Origin of the sequence: Psychroserpens ponticola (genome assembly GCF_023556315.2) — a bacterium.
Classification (GTDB): domain Bacteria; phylum Bacteroidota; class Bacteroidia; order Flavobacteriales; family Flavobacteriaceae; genus Psychroserpens; species Psychroserpens ponticola.
In genome coordinates, this window is the sequence record NZ_CP116221.1 from 3,964,562 (window position 1) to 3,981,588 (window position 17,027).

Below are 17,027 nucleotides of genomic sequence, written 5' to 3' on the forward strand. Positions count from 1 at the left end.
TAAAAAAGGCATTCAATATAATTTGAACGCCTTTTTAGATTATTTGTTTTGTGATTATTCTACAATAAATTTCTTAGTTAATGTATTTCCATCAGTGTCGTCAATCCTTATGAAATAAATTCCTGAATGAAGTTGACTCGTATTAATTGATGTGGTATTGCTAAGGTCAAGGGTTGAAATTAATCGCCCTCTTACGTCATATAATATGGCTGTATCTAAGCGAATAGTTCCGGAATGCTTAATATTAAGCAAATCTTTTGCTGGATTAGGATAAATAGATATATTCTCAGCAAATCCTTGGTCACTTACACTTAAAGTTGAGCAATCAAAATCAATCATAACTGGAGCTCCACAAGGAGTAAGGGTTGTGCTTCTTGATTGTATATCATTACCGCCAGAAATATCACTAGCACTTAATGAGCGATTATTGGTGCCACCACCAATGGCGAAGTGCATTATTTTGTTTGTGTCAATCACATGAGTTAATTGATGTCCATGTCCTAATTCGTGCACAGCAACTGTTTCAAAATCTATTTGAGAGTTATTCGCATTTGCTGGTCCAAATTGCCAATTAGTAGTATCGTTAAAAACAATATCAAGTTCGGTCGCCAACCATTGCATTTCGGTTGTTGGTTGTGCTTGTGTATAACAACCTCCAAAGCGGGAAGTACATACTCCTAAAGTTCCAGAAGCCATCTCAGATCCATCATCAAATCTAATGACATTTATATCATCATCAGCAATAACATCTGTAGCAGTTACAGCTCCAATAGTCCAATTTATACCAGTTTCACACCTCCAAGTATCAAAGGCTCTAGTGAAAGATTCGTTAGCAGCTGTATTGTTATTGAAATCGGTTTCCATTTGCCAAATGTATCCACCACTACCATCATTATTAATATGTTGAGTTGGGTAGGCAAAGTTCCCATTTCCATCAGGATCAAAAACAGCATTTATTTCAGCATAAGTGATATCCAAATTTCCTGATTGTGCTATTACAGCTGTTGCAGCAGAGTTAATTAATGCAAAAGGACCTGAGCCACCTTGAGAAGGTATTTGTACGGTCACTTGATTATCTGTCCATGTTAAAATCTGTGATTCTAATGCTAAAGTAAAAGTAGCACCACCATCATTTGCATTAGCAAATCCAACGTTTTGTTTCGTTGTTCCAAAACCAGAACCATTAATTGTTAAAACCGTTTGTGTTCCAGCAGTAGCTATTGCTGGATCAAATGATGTGATATTAATTACCCCTCTATTTGCTTCATTTAAACTTATGATATCAGTTATGCTAAAGTTTCCAATACTAGTGTACGCGTTATTCGTTAGGCCTTCAATTTCATTATAAAAATTGTTGATGCCTTGTTTTATTTTAAAAGGGTTTGCTGCTACATTAGAAAGCGTATTATATTTGTAAAAGCCTTGAGCTTCACTATATGGCTGAAATGTAGAAGTTGAGTTATTCGTAATATTAGTGTTGTTATCGTGTAATGTGAATATTCCAATATCATAAAGACCCAGTTGTAGACTAGGAGTAACAATTTCAGCTTCTAATTCAACGGTACCACCTCTTGTAATAATTTCAATAGTTGATATAGATTCGCCTTTAAATACTTTATAAACTTCTACAATATTTGAAGTGTAAATATTTTCGCGATTGATATCCCAAAACGAATTTTTTGAAACAACTTTCCCTTCAACTATTTGTGTAGATGCTTGAATTTGCTCAGTTAAAGGTACTTCAAACATGAGTTCTTGTGCTGACATGTTTACAATCATACACAGCATTAAAACTGCTGCAAACAAATTTTTAAAAGTAGTTTTTTTCATATTGGTTAGTTGTCGGTTAATGTTTTAATTATTGTATTTCATCGGTAAATATAGCGATTTATCGATAAGTTGCGATACTTACTTAAACTATTTACCTTTACCATATTAAAACAATAAACCATGAAATATCACTTAATAGATAGAACTCTTTTTATAAAAAATCGAAAAAATTTTGCTGCTAAACTGAAACCTAGCAGCTTAGCAGTTTTCAACTCTAACGATATCTACCCAGTTAGCGCAGATAGTACATTGCCTTTTGAGCAGCATCGAGATATTTTCTATTTGAGCGGTGTTGATCAAGAGGAAAGCATTTTAATAATGTTTCCTGATTGCCCAAATGAAAAGCATCGTGAAATTTTATTTTTAAAAGAAACGAATGAACATATTGCAGTTTGGGAAGGTGAAAAATTAACTAAAGAAGCAGCTTTTAAAACTAGTGGAATTAAAACGGTCTATTGGCTTCAAGACATGGAGAAAATCATGTTTGAGCTGATGACACAATGTGACACGGTTTTTATCAATACGAATGAACATTACAGATCGAATGTAGAAACAGAAACTCGTGAAGATCGTTTTACAAAATGGCTTAAAGATAAATATCCAGCACATGCTGTGGCTAAGAGTAATCCAATTTTACAACGCTTACGTTCTGTAAAAAATGCTATTGAATTAGATGTGATGCAAAAAGCCAGTGATATTACCGAAAAAGGATTACGTCGTGTATTAAACTTTGTTAGACCTGATGTTTGGGAGTTCAATATTGAAGCTGAATTTATGCATGAGTTTTTAAATAATCGCTCTAAAGGATTTGCTTACACACCAATTATTGCTTCTGGAAATAATGCCAATGTATTACATTATATAGAGAATAACCAACAGTGTAAAGCTGGTGATTTGATTTTAATGGATGTTGGAGCAGAATATGCGAACTACTCAAGTGATATGACAAGAACTATTCCTGTTTCTGGTCGGTTTTCTGAGCGACAAAAGCAAGTTTATAATGCTGTGAATCGCGTTAAAAATGAAGCTACAAAAATGCTTACACCAGGAACAATTTGGGCAGATTATCATGTTGAAGTAGGGAAATTAATGACTTCTGAATTATTAGGTTTGGGCTTATTAGATAAGGCTGATGTTCAAAATGAAAATAAAGATTGGCCAGCTTACAAAAAATATTTCATGCATGGTACGAGTCATAATATTGGATTAGATACGCATGATTACGGAATTTTAACTGAACCTATGCAAGCCAATATGGTGTTTACTGTAGAACCAGGTATCTATATTCCTGATGAAGGTTTCGGAATACGTTTAGAAGATGATTTGGTAATCCAAGAAAATGGAGAGCCTTTTAATTTGATGCGTAATATTCCTATTGAAGCTGAAGAGATTGAGGAAATTATGAATTCATAAAATGATTTTAGAATACAAAGGAAGCTCTGTTTTTTATACAGATGAAGGGCAAGGAAATCCTGTTGTTTTATTACATGGTTTTCTAGAAAATAGTACAATGTGGAAATCTCTTGTTCCATATTTTGTCGATTCCAATAGAGTGGTTTGTATTGATTTATTAGGTCATGGAAATACAGGTTGCATTGGATATATTCATTCTATGGATGATATGGCAGATGCAGTAAAAGCAGTTTTTGATGAATTAAAAATTAAGACATGCACGCTCATTGGTCATTCAATGGGTGGATATGTTGCTTTGGCTTTGGCCGAAAAACACCCAAGTTTCATTAGTGGCTTATGTTTGATGAACTCTTCTGCTTTAGACGACAATGCAGAGCGAAAAATAAATAGAGATAGAGCCATACAAGCCGTAAAGAAAAATCATAAAACATTTATTAGCATGTCGATTGCAAATCTTTTTGCATCAGATAATAGAGAGCGATTTTCTAAAGAGATAGAATTTATAAAACAAGAGGCGCTTAAAATGCCAATTCAAGGAATTATTGCTGCTTTGGAAGGTATGAAAGTTAGGCTAAATAGAGAATCTATTTTTCAAAAAGCTAATTTTAATACAATGATGATTATTGGACGTAAAGACCCTGTTTTAGAATACAATACTCTTATCAATCTTGTTCATAATTCAACTACTAAAATAGTTGAATTTCCAGATGGTCACATGAGTCATATTGAAAATAAGAAAGAATTAACTTACAAATTATTGCATTTCATCGAAAAATAAAGCTCTTAATCGTTTGTTATTGATATTTTTTTCTATGTTAGTGGTTCCCAAATCATTAAGACATGAAAAAAACTACAAATGCTATAGCTCCGATGAGGATTTACTGCGACCTTTTTGGGCACAATTATGAAATGACTAAAAAGGTAACTAAACATGTAAAGGAATATACATGTAAGTGTTGTAAACGTCAATTAACAACAAATGGTAATGGAAAACTTACCGAATTAACACCTAAGTTTCAAGAAATTAATAGCATTCTTGAAGAGATTTATACACGTAGAATGATACGTTTGAAGAATAAAACACTCACTTCATCGATTTATTAAGGAAAAAACGCACGTTAATATTTGGTTTTCAATATATTTAGATTAATCCATCTAAAGTAATAACTAAATTTAACTGTATAATGAAAAGTATCTACTGCTCATTTTTTGGACACCAATATGAGGTCTCTAAAAAAATCACCTATCACGTTAAAGAATATAAGTGTACACATTGTAGTACGCAGATGACCACAAATGGAAAAGGTGGCATATCTCCACTTACGCCTAAATTCAAAGAAATTAATTCGGTGTTAGAACGTATTCATAATAAACGAATGTCTAGATTAGGACTTAAAAAAGAAAAAACATTTCATGTTAAGAATGAAAAAAATCTGATAAATTTCACACCTCATTTTTCATAGCATTCCACCCTTTTGCAATAATTGGTATAGCTTGCTCTCCTCTTGTTATCAAGTGCATACCTCTTGACTTTTCGGTAATATAACCAATTACTGTAAGGTTTGGGTTTCCTTTTATCTTCGGAAAATCTTCTTGTGAAATTGTCATTAATAATTCGTAGTCTTCACCACCATTTAAAGCTATAGTTGTACTGTCAATATTAAATTCTTCACAAGTAGAAATCACTTGAGGATCTAATGGGATTTTATTTTCATAGAGTTCAACACCAACATCACTGTTTTTACACAAGTGAATAATTTCAGATGACAAACCATCACTAATATCAATCATGGAAGTTGGTTTTACGTCTAAACTTTTTAGCAATTCAATAACATCTTTTCTAGCTTCAGGCTTTAATTGACGTTCAATAATATAAGAGTACATACTTAAATCTGGCTGGTTTTGAGGATTTACCTTAAACACTTCCTTTTCACGCTCTAATACTTGTAAACCCATATATGAAGCTCCAATATCTCCTGTTACAACAACTAAATCATTAGCTTTTGCTCCAGACCTAAGCACCACATTTTTTTCATCAACCGCTCCTATTGCAGTTACAGAAATAATAAGTCCTGTAGTTGAAGATGTCGTATCTCCACCAATAACATCAATGTTATAGATTTTTGCAGCAGCTTCAATACCAGCATACAAATCTTCAAGTGCTTCAAGTGGGAAACGATTTGAGACTGCTATAGAAACTGTAATTTGTGTAGCATTAGCATTCATGGCATACACATCAGAGAGGTTTACAACTACAGCTTTATAACCCAAATGCTTTAAGGGTACATAGCTTAAATCAAAATGTACATTTTCAATAAGTAAATCTGTAGTAACTACAATTTGATTAGTCTTGAACTCTAAAACAGCAGCATCATCTCCAATACTTTTAATAGTTGACTTGTGCTTAATATCAAAGTTTTTTGTCAAGTGCTCAATGAGTCCAAATTCACCTAAATTCTCTAAAGATGTACGTTGTTGGTTTTTATCTTCAATCATAGTGCAAAAATAGTATGTTTTTTTTGAAGACTTTACATTTCTAGGCCTTTTTCAAAACGTAAAACAAGAATATGAATGCATTTCATCGAAAAAATACGTGGTTAGTCTAAGTTATTAAACAATTTCACTAAGTTTCTAATCCCTAAAGAATACCTACTTATGAAAACTACTACTACTAATGATTTGTCGTGCTCCGTTTTTGGGCATAATCTAGAACGTATATCTAAAGATTCTCATGAATTGACATGTAAGACATGTAAATCAAAAATTGTTATAGAAGATTCGGATACATTTGATGCACTTCCATTTAAAAATCAAAACATCAAAACGGCGTTAAGACAATTATATCTTCTGCAAAACAGGTATTCACCTCAAAAACTTTCTGCTTAAATACAGGTACTTCATCTGATTTTTTATTCTGAATCTGAGATTTCTCACAATTCATAGCCTATTTCTATGCAATTATTTGCTAATATAATGTTAGGAAATGTGGATAAAACCTACTTATACATTATATTTGCAATCTATTTAGACAAAATCTATATAAGAAATGATTAAAGTATCAGAAACAGCTAAAAAGAAAGTCATCGAACTCATGGTTGATGATGGTTTTAATAGCGCTACAGATTTTGTTCGTGTAGGTGTTAAGAGTGGCGGTTGCTCTGGATTATCATACGATTTGAAGTTTGATAAAGAACAAAAAGAAGAGGATAAAGTTTTTGAAGATAATGGTGTGAAAATTATTGTTGACAAAAAGAGTTTTTTATACCTCATTGGCACTACATTAGAATATTCGGGAGGACTTAATGGAGCAGGATTTGTATTTAATAATCCAAATGCCAACCGAACCTGTGGTTGTGGAGAATCATTTTCATTGTAAAATAAACAGAAAGACAAACTATGTCAAAGTATACAGAGGATGACCTTAGGGAAGAATTAAAAACCAAAGAATACGAATATGGTTTTTTTACAGATATAGAATCTGAAACTTTTCCAATTGGTTTAAATGAAGATATCGTTCGTGCTATTTCTAAAAAGAAAGAAGAGCCAGAATGGATGACTGAATGGAGACTTGAAGCCTTCAAAGTCTGGAAAGAAATGACAGAGCCAGATTGGGCCAATGTTAATTATAAAAAACCAGATTTTCAATCCATTGCTTATTATTCTGCACCAGTTGCTGTAGATCCTAATAAAACATTAGATGATGTTGATCCTGATCTTTTAGCCATGTATAAAAAGCTAGGAATTTCAGTAGATGAACAGAAAAAAATGAACAATATCGCTATGGATATTGTTGTAGATTCAGTCTCTGTTGCAACAACTTTTAAAAAGACATTGTCTGAAAAAGGCATTATTTTTATGAGTATTTCTGAAGCGATCAAAGAGCATCCAGAACTTGTAAAAAAATATATTGGCACTATCGTTCCAACAAAAGACAACTTTTACGCAGCTTTAAATTCAGCTGTTTTTAGTGATGGAAGTTTCTGCTATATTCCTAAAGGTGTAAGATGTCCAATGGAATTGTCAACTTACTTTAGGATTAATCAAGGAGGAACAGGACAATTTGAAAGAACCTTGCTTATTGCTGATGAAGGTAGTTATGTGAGTTATTTAGAAGGTTGTACAGCGCCAAGTAGAGACGAAAACCAATTACATGCAGCAGTTGTTGAATTAATTGCTTTAGATGATGCTGAAATAAAATACTCTACAGTCCAAAACTGGTATCCAGGAAATGCTGAAGGGAAAGGTGGTGTTTACAATTTTGTAACTAAAAGAGGACTTTGTGAGAAAAACGCAAAAATATCTTGGACTCAAGTTGAAACGGGTTCTGCTGTGACATGGAAATATCCTAGTTGTATTTTAAAAGGAGACAATTCCGTTGGTGAGTTTTATTCAATTGCAGTTACTAACAATTACCAGCAAGCAGATACTGGAACAAAAATGATTCACTTAGGGAAAAATACCAAATCCACTATTATCTCCAAAGGAATTTCAGCTGGAAAATCTCAAAATTCATATAGAGGATTAGTTCAAATTAGTTCTCGAGCAGATCATGCTCGTAATTTCTCTCAATGTGATAGTTTATTAATGGGTAACGAATGTGGAGCTCATACATTTCCATATATCGAAGCAAAAAACAAATCGGCTCAAATTGAGCATGAAGCAACAACGAGTAAAATAGGTGAAGACCAAATTTTTTATTGTAACCAAAGAGGTATTTCAACAGAAAAAGCAATTGCACTTATCGTCAATGGTTTTAGTAAAGAAGTTTTAAATAAATTACCGATGGAGTTTGCTGTTGAAGCTCAGAAACTTTTAGAAATTAGTTTAGAAGGTTCAGTAGGATAAACATTAATACAAGCAAAATTTTAAAATGAAAAAATTATTGACACTCTTATTAGTCGCTATTATTTTTATAGGTTGTAAAAATGATGTGAAAACAGAAACTGTTTCAGATGAAATTGGAACTGAAGTAGATTCTAAAAATGAAAAAATGGCCAATCATAACGATGGGTTAAAAACGCTAGTTGGGCAATTCATTTATTATGGAGATGCCGCTGTTTTGCAAACTCGTAATGATATTTACGGAGTAGTGATTAATGATAAAATGCACGAATTAAATAAAAAGGCAGCAGCTTATAAAAGTGACCCTACGGATTATGTGACAGTACAGATAAGAGGGAAATTAATTCCAAAACCAGAAGGTGAAGAAGGTTGGCCTTTCAAAATTGATATCAAACAGATTGATAATGTGAAAAAACACGAAACCAAAGAGAATGATGTCATTAAACTAGGTGATAGTTAGACAGAATAATTGAAAATTATACTATGTTAAAAATAAATGATTTACACGCAAGTGTTGAAGATAAAGCCATTTTAAGAGGAATTAACTTAGAAGTTAAACCTGGTGAAATTCATGCTATTATGGGACCAAATGGTTCTGGTAAAAGTACATTGGCTTCAGTTATTGCTGGAAAAGAAGAATACGAAGTTGAGCAAGGAGAAATTCTTTTAGAAGGAGAAAATATCGATGAGTTAGCTGCTGAAGAACGCGCTCATAAAGGAATTTTCTTATCGTTTCAATATCCAGTTGAGATTCCAGGCGTATCTGTAACTAATTTCATGAAAACGGCAATTAATGAAACAAGAAAAGCAAAAGGTTTAGACGATATGCCAGCTAATGAAATGCTTAAAATGATTCGTGAAAAATCTGAAATGCTTGAAATAGATCGTAAGTTCTTATCACGTTCTCTTAATGAAGGGTTTTCTGGAGGAGAGAAAAAACGTAATGAGATTTTTCAAATGGCAATGTTAGAGCCAAAATTGGCGATTTTAGATGAGACAGATTCTGGTTTAGATATTGATGCTTTACGAATTGTTGCTAATGGTGTAAATAAATTGAAAAGTAAAGATAATGCTGTAATCGTTATTACACATTACCAACGTTTGTTAGATTATATCGTTCCAGATTTTGTTCATGTATTGCACAATGGACGTATCGTAAAATCGGGAACTAAAGAATTAGCTCACGAATTGGAAGAAAAAGGTTACGATTGGATTAAGGAAGAGGTAGGAGCTTAATTGTCATTCCGCGAAAGCAGGAATCCAAATAAAACCAATATTTTAAATTAAAAGATTCTTGCCTTTGCAGGAATGATAGAAAGAAATGGATTTAAAAGATAAATTAGTGTCGTCATTTATGGCATTCGAGAACATGGTAGATATAGATGCTCCGGTTCATGATGTTCGTAGTGAAGCAATACGAGTATTTGAAAATAAAGGTTTTCCTACTAAACGTGATGAAGCTTGGAAATATACATCTCTTAATAGTGTATTAAAACATGATTATAGTGTGTTTCCAAAAAAGGAAAATGAATTAGAGCATCGCGATATAAAAAAGTATTTTATTCACGATATAGATAGCTATAAGATTGTTTTTATCGATGGAAAATATGCATCACACTTGTCACAAACAACACATGATGGTATTGATGTATGTTTAATGTCTGCTGCTTTATCAAAACCAAAATATAGAATTCTTATTGAAAATTATTTCAATAAAGCTGCGACAAAAGATAGTTTATCTTCATTAAACACTGCGTTTTCTCAAGAAGGCGCTTACATTCATATTCCAAAGAATAAAATAGTTGAAAAACCAATTCAAATTTTGCATTTTTCTACTGGAAATGAATCGGCTTTAATGTTGCAACCTCGTAACTTAATTGTTGTTGATGAAAATGCACATGTTCAAATAATTGAACGCCATCAAAGTTTAACAGATAATCCTGTGTTAACTAACAGTGTCACAGAAATTTTTGCAAATAAACGTGCTATAGTTGATTATTATAAAATTCAGAACGATAAGAAAAGTGCTTCACTTATTGATAATACATTCGTAAAACAAAAACGAGAAAGCCATGCCTCTGTGCATACATTTTCTTTTGGTGGAAAATTAACACGAAATAATCTTAACTTTTATCAAGAAGGTGAACGTATTGATTCTACATTAAATGGTGTTACGATTATTGGTGATAAACAACATGTAGATCATAATACATTAGTGCATCATATTGAACCTAACTGTGAAAGTCATCAAGATTATAAAGGTATTTTTTCAGATAAATCAACTGGTGTTTTTAATGGAAAAGTCTATGTAAATAAAGAAGCACAGAAGACAAACGCCTTTCAATCTAATAACAATATTTTGTTGAGTGATCAAGCGTCAATAAATACAAAACCTCAGTTGGAAATTTTTGCAGATGATGTAAAATGCTCTCATGGTTGTACTATTGGTCAGTTAGACGAAAGTGCAATGTTTTATATGCGTTCTAGAGGAATTCCAGAAAAAGAAGCGAAAGCATTACTTATGTTTGCATTTAGTAATAATGTTTTAAATTCGGTTAAAATACCTGAAATCAAAAAGCGTATTACTAAGATTATAGCTAATAAGTTAGGTGTTAATTTAGGGTTTGATCTTTAAGTTTAGTTTGCTCTTGCTGATACTTTTGATAAAAATATGCAGGAATCAATCCGAAATTTAAAAACAGAAAGCCAACAAAAACAATAATTCCTCTGTAAGGCCAAGATAAAAATTCAAACATGGCTCCAATACCTAATGTAAAGAAGCTTAAAAAGCCTAAAATGTAAAATGATTTTTTCATGTGAAATTGTATTAAGAAAATTTATGGATTGATTTTTTGTATTTAGCATAAAAATGAATGGGAAGTATCGCCAAAACGGTAACTAATATCGCACAAAGCAACCATGCATTAGCATAAGGCCAATTCATCATTTGAAACACTAAACTCGTGACTAAAAATAAAATGACTAAAAACCCGAAGGAAAATTTTAATTTGTTAATCGTAATTATTTGTTTAGCAAATTTTTGATAATTGGTTTCTAATTGAAGATTTTGAAAACTAGCATAACCTCCAAACTTTTGAAGCGCTTCTTGAAATAAGGAATCAAAATCACCAGAACCCTTTGATTCAATATAAGTACATATGTGATCTAATAAGTCTTCTCTCAAATCTTCAGATTTCACACCATAAAGCTTTAAATTTCTTTCTATGAATTCAATTTGTTTGTCAGATAATATCATAATTTTTGGATTTCAGAATTAAAAATTATTTGAAGTGTATCTATAAAATCGTTTATTTCTTTAGTAACATCAGTAACCATTTGTTTCCCTTCTCTGGTCACTTTATAATACTTTCTTACACGCTTGCCTATAAAAACTTTTTCAGTGTCTAAAACACCTTTGGCTTCTAACTTATGTAGTATTGGATATAAAGCACCTTCAGAGATATCAATTTTGCCAGAGGTCAATTTTTTTACCTCTTGTGTAATTTCATAACCATACATTTTGTCTCTGCTATTAATAAGTTTTAAAATGATAGGTTGTAATGTTCCTTTTGTGAGTTCTTTGCTATACATTTTACAAATATACATTTTATTTAAATGTATTGGAATAAAATATTAAAAAAAATATAAGTTTCGTTTTCTGAATACCTTTTTAACCAAACATCTCGTAACTTTGCATCTATGTTAAACGTCGATAAAATAAGAGGAGATTTTCCAATTTTAAACCGAAAGGTTAATGGGAAACCTTTGGTCTATTTTGATAATGCTGCAACGTCGCAAACACCACAACAAGTGATTGATGCTATTGTAGATTATTATTCTAATTATAACGCTAATATTCATAGAGGTGTTCATACTTTAAGTCAGGAAGCAACAGATTTATATGAACAAGCACGTATTAAAATCCAAAAACATTTTAATGCAAAATACAGTTATGAAATCATCATGACGTCTGGAACAACACATAGTATCAATCTGGTCGCAAATGGGTTTTCGTCGTTATTAAAAAAAGGTGACGAAATCATAGTTTCTGCATTAGAGCATCATAGTAATATTGTGCCTTGGCAAATGTTATGTGAGCGAACAGGAGCTATCTTAAAAGTCATTCCTATGAATGAAGATGGCGAATTAATCCTAAGTGAGTATGAAACTTTATTGTCTGAAAAAACAAAGCTAGTTTTCGTTAATCATATTTCAAATGCATTAGGCACCATAAATCCTATTAAAACTATTATTGATAAAGCGCATCAAGTTGGCGCAGCTGTTTTAGTTGATGGTGCGCAAGCTTGTCCGCATTTAGTGCCAGATGTTCAAGCTTTAGATGTCGATTTTTATGTGGCTTCTGCTCATAAAATTTGTGGGCCAACAGGCGTTGGAATGTTATATGGAAAAGAAGAATGGTTAAACAAATTACCACCTTATCAAGGAGGAGGTGAAATGATTGCTGAGGTCACTTTTGAAAAAACAACTTATGCCAATTTGCCTCATAAGTTTGAAGCTGGAACACCAAATATTTGTGGAGGCATTGCGTTTGGAACTGCTCTAGATTATATGAATGCCATTGGTTTTGATTCCATTGAAGCTTATGAAAAAGAGCTTTTAGAGTATGGAACACAAGAACTTTTAAAGATTGAAGGCTTAAAAATTTATGGAACTTCAGTACAGAAAACCTCAGTAATCTCTTTTAATATTGAAGGTATACATCCATACGATATTGGAACAATATTAGATAAAATGGGAATTGCAGTTCGTACAGGACATCATTGTGCACAACCCATTATGGATTTCTATAACATTCCAGGAACAGTAAGAGCATCCTTTGCATTTTATAATACTAAAGCCGAAATAGATGCTTTAGTTTCGGGTGTGAAAAAGGCAAAAATGATGCTGGCTTAAAGTTTGGCTTCTTTTTTGTATTATTATAAGTAAACTATAAAACTTTAAAGCCATGAAACATTTAGCAATATTAATAAGTCTTATTATATTAAAGTCTTGCGGAAGCTCAAATGATATCGCAAGTTTAAATAAGTCAACAGACATGATTACCAACGAAATAATTAAAGGCACCTATGTTTTAGAGCAATTGGATACTATTGAAGTTACTAATGATAAACTCACTTTAGAGTTCGATTCTAAAACAAATAGAGTTTCAGGTTTTGCAGGTTGTAATCGATTTTTTGGAACTTATACAACAAATGGCAATACTATTTCTTTTTCTGAATTAGGAGCTACTAGAATGATATGTCAGGAAGAAGTGAATAAAAAGGAACATTTGTTTTTTCAAACAATGACTAAAGTGAATGCGTTTGAATTATCAAACGGAGAATTAAGTCTTAAAAAGAATGAAACGGTCTTGATAAGCGCGACTAAAAATAAGACGTCTCAATTGCGACAAGCTGAGACAAAAATTAACATCTTATATAGAGCATCAACCAGAGGTTTTTTCGAAGCTATATGGATTGAAGGCAATGTGCTGAAATATACAAAGGATAGAAATTTGAAAGAAACTAGTATATACAAATTGTCTGATGAACAACTTTCAGACCTTATGTCTCTTTATAACGATTTAGATGTTGAGTCAATACCTTCAATAGAGCCACCATCAAAAACGTTTCAGTATGATGCAGCAGCAATGGCAACCTTAACGATTGTATTAAATGAAAAAGAGTATGTTTCAAATGGATTTGACCATGGGAATCCGCCTAAACCTTTTGCATTGTTTGTTGGTAAACTATTATCTGTAAAGGAAACAATGGTTAAACAATAGAGATATTGTATTTTTGTAATACGGTTTCTTAAAGCTTAATTAAAGAAGAAAAATGACGATTACAGAGATAAAAGATGAAATCATTGAGGAGTTTGCAATGTTTGAAGATTGGGAAGAGCGTTACCAATATATGATTGATCTTGGTAAAACCTTACCATTAATTGATGAGCAGTATAAAACAGAAGACAACATCATAAAAGGATGCCAAAGTAAAGTTTGGGTACATGCCGATTTGAAGGACAATAAAATAGCATTCACAGCAGATAGTGATGCGATTATTACCAAAGGTATCATCGCTATTTTAATTCGAGTATTTTCTAATCAGCATCCAAAAGATATTATTGAGGCAGATACTAGTTTTATAGATCAAATAGGATTAAAAGAGCATTTATCACCTACAAGAGCGAATGGTTTAGTTAGTATGATAAAGCAAATCAAAATGTATGCAATTGCATACCAAACACAATTAAATTAGTTCAAGATGAGCGAAACAACAATAGACACGAATCTCTTAGGTGAAAAAATAGTAAGAGTATTAAAAACGATTTTCGATCCAGAAATTCCTGTAGATATATATGAGTTAGGACTTATTTACGACGTATTCGTTAATGAAGATTATGAAGTTAAAATTTTAATGACCTTAACAACACCAAATTGTCCAGTTGCAGAAACACTTCCATTAGAAGTTGAAGAAAAAGTAAAATCTTTAAATGATGTGAAAACTGCTGAAGTTGAAATCACTTTTGATCCACCTTGGACTCAAGATTTAATGAGTGAAGAAGCAAAACTAGAATTAGGAATGCTATAAGCTAATTACAAAATGGCAGACGAGATCATAAATAGAGTTGCACAAAGCAAACTTGTTGTTATTGATTTAGAAGATTTTTATCCTCAAGGAGAACGTGTGTTATTTGATATTAAAGATTGGCTTTATGAAGGATTTGTGCTTCGTGAAAAAGACTTTAGACATCATGTTAAGGAGCATGACTGGTCGCAATATAAAAATCAATATGTCGCACTAATTTGTTCCACTGATGCTATTATTCCAGCTTGGGCTTATATGTTAATTACTATTGAGTTAGCTTCGTATTCTAAAAAGACGATAATTGGTGATTTAAACACTCTAGAGACTTCGATTTATCAAAGTATTATTAATGGTTTAGACCTAGATTCTTATCAAGAAAAACCCATTATTATCAAAGGCTGTTCTAACAAGCCTGTACCAGAAAATGCCTATATTTTACTTACTGAAGTATTACAACCAATAGCAAAGTCTATTATGTATGGAGAAGCCTGCTCTTCTGTTCCTCTTTTTAAAAAGAAAAAATAATTCTGAATAACTGTGACCCATTAAATTAAAATGTGTCAAAGACTATATAAAAATATGCTAATTTGTATAATTTGTTGGTGTTCAATTTTCTAATAAATTATATTTGCATTTAATAATAAATTTTAAAATTAAAAAAATGACTAAAAGATTACTTTTAACTTCTGTTTTGATGTTATCAATGGTGTTTAGTTTTTCTCAAACTAAGGAAGAACTACAAACTCAAAAAGCAGAAAAACAAGCAGTAGCTGATGCCGCTCAAGCTGAAGCAGATGCGTTGCAAGCACAAATCGATGCGTTGCCAGGATGGAGAATAGGTGCATTTGGTACTATTGGTGGAAGTTTATCAAATTTCAATAATTGGTATTCTCAAGGAGCTCCTAATAATGCTTCTGGAAATATTGGTATAACAGTTAATGGTTATGCCAATTTAATTGAAGAGAAACATTTCTGGAGAAACTCTTTAACTGCAAATTTAAACTGGGTAAAGTTAGATAATAAAGACACAGATTTAGATGATGGTGATTTCAATCCAACAACAGATGTTTTCAGTATTTCTTCTTTATATGGTAGAAATTTAAGCGAAAAATTAGCAGTTTCTACATTAATGGAATACAGAACTACATTATTAGATAACTTTAACGATCCAGGATATTTAGATGTTGGTGTTGGTTTTACATGGTTACCAATTGAAAATTTAATTGTAGTAGTTCATCCATTAAACTACAACTTTGTATTTGCTGATAATGACAATATTTTTGAATCGTCTTTAGGAGCTAAAATTGTTGCAGATTATACAAGACAAATAGGAGCTGTAAATTTTAAATCTAATTTATCTGCTTTCCAAAGTTATAAAAGTGGAGACTTATCTAACTGGACATGGTCAAACTCTTTCGGTTATACGCTTTGGAAAATGATTGGTGTAGGTTTTGACTTTGGCTTAAGAAGTAACCAACAAGAAGCAGCAAGCTTTCAAGGTGTTGCTTTAGAAGATGCTGATAATAAATTACAATCATTTTACACTGTTGGTTTGAGCTATAAATTTTAACCCAACTTAAACTCATAAAAAAAGCCTTTTGTAATCTACAAAAGGCTTTTTTTATAATATAGATATTGTTATTCTTTCTTAGGCGTTTTTAATGCTACTAAAGCATCTTTACTTATTTGTGCTAAATTAAAGTTTGCATCTATAGCAATAGCTTCATCTAATAAACCAATGGCTTGATCAATGTTATCGACTTTATTAATATTAAATAAAATAATGGCTTTTAAATAAGTTAAAGCACCTTTCATAGATACCTCATAAGGTTGTTGAGTTTCATAAAACACTTTCTTCATGTCTGCCTTTACATTAACTAATCCGTAATCAACACTAGCTTTTGCTCCAGCTAAATCTTGTATTTGTGTTTTTAGATCCGCAATTTCATAGGCTAAGTATGAATTAGGTTCTTTTTGAAACAATACTTCGTAAAAAACTACAGCGCGTTTAGGCTGGTTTAACGCTTTTAAAGCAAGAGCTTTTACTTCTGTGCTAATAGCTGAATCTGTTGCGTTATTGTCAATGCCAACAGTATTTAAAGCCTCTATGTTTCTGCCTTCTGAAACATAAATATAAGCTAAAGTATCTAATCGTTGCTGACTTGGTTGCAACACATTAAGGTGAGTCATAGCATTAATTACGCCTTGTATATCACCTTGTTCTTTCATTTGTTTATAATAGCTTTCAAAGTGTTTTAGTAATTCGGATTTTGTTTGCGCTGTCAAGCTCATTGAAGTCATTATCACAACTAGGCAAAGTATTTTTTTCATCTTCTTAATTATTTAATGTGT

General features: G+C 31.9%; 22 protein-coding genes. 16 read left to right on the plus strand and 6 right to left on the minus strand.

Annotated features, from left to right (window positions below; genetic code table 11):
• Positions 1–54 precede the first annotated feature (54 nt).
• A complete protein-coding gene (locus tag MUN68_RS17445; protein ID WP_249997004.1) occupies positions 55–1,830 on the minus strand; it encodes a T9SS type A sorting domain-containing protein in 1,776 nt (591 codons plus the stop codon).
• Between the two features lie 120 nt (positions 1,831–1,950).
• Here MUN68_RS17445 and MUN68_RS17450 point away from each other — a divergent pair, with 120 nt between their 5' ends.
• The 4 genes from MUN68_RS17450 (at position 1,951) to MUN68_RS17465 (ending at position 4,706) form a co-directional block, all read left to right on the plus strand.
• A complete protein-coding gene (locus MUN68_RS17450; protein ID WP_249997005.1) occupies positions 1,951–3,243 on the plus strand; it encodes an aminopeptidase P family protein in 1,293 nt (430 codons plus the stop codon).
• 1 nt (position 3,244) lies between these two features.
• A complete protein-coding gene (locus MUN68_RS17455; protein WP_249997007.1) occupies positions 3,245–4,021 on the plus strand; it encodes an alpha/beta fold hydrolase in 777 nt (258 codons plus the stop codon).
• 62 nt (positions 4,022–4,083) lie between these two features.
• Positions 4,084–4,347 (plus strand): hypothetical protein, encoded by a 264-nt coding sequence (locus MUN68_RS17460; RefSeq protein WP_249997008.1) that lies wholly within the window; start codon positions 4,084–4,086, stop codon positions 4,345–4,347.
• Positions 4,348–4,427: 80 nt separating this feature from the next.
• On the plus strand, positions 4,428–4,706 hold the full coding sequence (locus tag MUN68_RS17465) for a hypothetical protein (RefSeq protein WP_249997009.1): 279 nt from the start codon (positions 4,428–4,430) through the stop codon (positions 4,704–4,706).
• Here the strand turns inward: MUN68_RS17465 and thiL are convergent.
• Positions 4,687–5,739 (minus strand): thiamine-phosphate kinase, encoded by a 1,053-nt coding sequence (thiL, locus tag MUN68_RS17470; protein ID WP_249997010.1) that lies wholly within the window; start codon positions 5,737–5,739, stop codon positions 4,687–4,689. The two genes, MUN68_RS17465 and thiL, sit on opposite strands and share 20 nt — an antisense overlap.
• Before the next feature lie 159 nt (positions 5,740–5,898).
• Here thiL and MUN68_RS17475 point away from each other — a divergent pair, with 159 nt between their 5' ends.
• The 6 genes from MUN68_RS17475 (at position 5,899) to sufD (ending at position 10,720) form a co-directional block, all read left to right on the plus strand.
• Positions 5,899–6,129, plus strand: coding sequence for a hypothetical protein (locus MUN68_RS17475; protein WP_249997011.1), 231 nt, complete (start codon positions 5,899–5,901; stop codon positions 6,127–6,129).
• A gap of 160 nt (positions 6,130–6,289) precedes the next feature.
• Complete coding sequence (locus MUN68_RS17480) at positions 6,290–6,619, plus strand: HesB/IscA family protein (protein WP_249997012.1); 330 nt, start codon at positions 6,290–6,292, stop codon at positions 6,617–6,619.
• A 20-nt stretch (positions 6,620–6,639) separates the two neighbouring features.
• The gene (sufB, locus tag MUN68_RS17485; RefSeq protein WP_249997013.1) at positions 6,640–8,088 is read left to right on the plus strand and encodes a Fe-S cluster assembly protein SufB; all 1,449 of its coding nucleotides are present in this window, start codon (positions 6,640–6,642) and stop codon (positions 8,086–8,088) included.
• 25 nt (positions 8,089–8,113) lie between these two features.
• Entirely contained in the window at positions 8,114–8,545 is a 432-nt protein-coding gene (locus tag MUN68_RS17490; RefSeq protein WP_249997015.1) for a hypothetical protein, read from the plus strand.
• 23 nt (positions 8,546–8,568) lie between these two features.
• Positions 8,569–9,321: a Fe-S cluster assembly ATPase SufC gene (gene sufC, locus MUN68_RS17495; RefSeq protein WP_249997016.1), complete on the plus strand. Its 753-nt coding sequence runs from the start codon at positions 8,569–8,571 to the stop codon at positions 9,319–9,321.
• An 85-nt stretch (positions 9,322–9,406) separates the two neighbouring features.
• Positions 9,407–10,720 carry a Fe-S cluster assembly protein SufD gene (gene sufD / locus MUN68_RS17500; RefSeq protein ID WP_249997017.1) on the plus strand — a complete coding sequence of 438 codons (1,314 nt, stop codon included), beginning with the start codon at positions 9,407–9,409 and terminating at the stop codon, positions 10,718–10,720.
• Here the strand turns inward: sufD and MUN68_RS17505 are convergent.
• The 3 genes from MUN68_RS17505 to MUN68_RS17515 are packed head-to-tail and all read right to left on the minus strand — an operon-like array spanning position 10,698 to position 11,676.
• Positions 10,698–10,901, minus strand: a complete 204-nt coding sequence (locus tag MUN68_RS17505) for a hypothetical protein (protein ID WP_249997018.1) — start codon at positions 10,899–10,901, stop codon at positions 10,698–10,700. The two genes, sufD and MUN68_RS17505, sit on opposite strands and share 23 nt — an antisense overlap.
• An 11-nt stretch (positions 10,902–10,912) precedes the next feature.
• Complete coding sequence (locus MUN68_RS17510; RefSeq protein ID WP_249997019.1) at positions 10,913–11,341, minus strand: hypothetical protein; 429 nt, start codon at positions 11,339–11,341, stop codon at positions 10,913–10,915.
• Positions 11,338–11,676 carry a PadR family transcriptional regulator gene (locus MUN68_RS17515; protein ID WP_249997020.1) on the minus strand — a complete coding sequence of 113 codons (339 nt, stop codon included), beginning with the start codon at positions 11,674–11,676 and terminating at the stop codon, positions 11,338–11,340. Before MUN68_RS17515 ends, MUN68_RS17510 begins: the two co-directional genes overlap by 4 nt.
• A gap of 108 nt (positions 11,677–11,784) precedes the next feature.
• Between MUN68_RS17515 and MUN68_RS17520 the strand changes: the two genes are divergently transcribed.
• From MUN68_RS17520 to MUN68_RS17545, 6 genes are all read left to right on the plus strand, one after another.
• Positions 11,785–12,999, plus strand: coding sequence for an aminotransferase class V-fold PLP-dependent enzyme (locus tag MUN68_RS17520; RefSeq protein WP_249997022.1), 1,215 nt, complete (start codon positions 11,785–11,787; stop codon positions 12,997–12,999).
• Between the two features lie 52 nt (positions 13,000–13,051).
• Positions 13,052–13,870: an META domain-containing protein gene (locus MUN68_RS17525; protein WP_249997023.1), complete on the plus strand. Its 819-nt coding sequence runs from the start codon at positions 13,052–13,054 to the stop codon at positions 13,868–13,870.
• A gap of 52 nt (positions 13,871–13,922) precedes the next feature.
• Positions 13,923–14,345: a SufE family protein gene (locus tag MUN68_RS17530; RefSeq protein ID WP_249997024.1), complete on the plus strand. Its 423-nt coding sequence runs from the start codon at positions 13,923–13,925 to the stop codon at positions 14,343–14,345.
• A gap of 6 nt (positions 14,346–14,351) precedes the next feature.
• The gene (locus MUN68_RS17535; RefSeq protein WP_249997025.1) at positions 14,352–14,678 is read left to right on the plus strand and encodes a DUF59 domain-containing protein; all 327 of its coding nucleotides are present in this window, start codon (positions 14,352–14,354) and stop codon (positions 14,676–14,678) included.
• A gap of 12 nt (positions 14,679–14,690) precedes the next feature.
• Complete coding sequence (locus tag MUN68_RS17540; RefSeq protein ID WP_249997026.1) at positions 14,691–15,200, plus strand: DUF2480 family protein; 510 nt, start codon at positions 14,691–14,693, stop codon at positions 15,198–15,200.
• Positions 15,201–15,336: 136 nt separating this feature from the next.
• Positions 15,337–16,245: a DUF3078 domain-containing protein gene (locus tag MUN68_RS17545; RefSeq protein WP_249997027.1), complete on the plus strand. Its 909-nt coding sequence runs from the start codon at positions 15,337–15,339 to the stop codon at positions 16,243–16,245.
• Between the two features lie 68 nt (positions 16,246–16,313).
• Here MUN68_RS17545 and MUN68_RS17550 read toward each other — a convergent pair whose 3' ends face one another.
• Complete coding sequence (locus MUN68_RS17550; RefSeq protein ID WP_249997029.1) at positions 16,314–17,006, minus strand: hypothetical protein; 693 nt, start codon at positions 17,004–17,006, stop codon at positions 16,314–16,316.
• Positions 17,007–17,027: the final 21 nt, after the last annotated feature.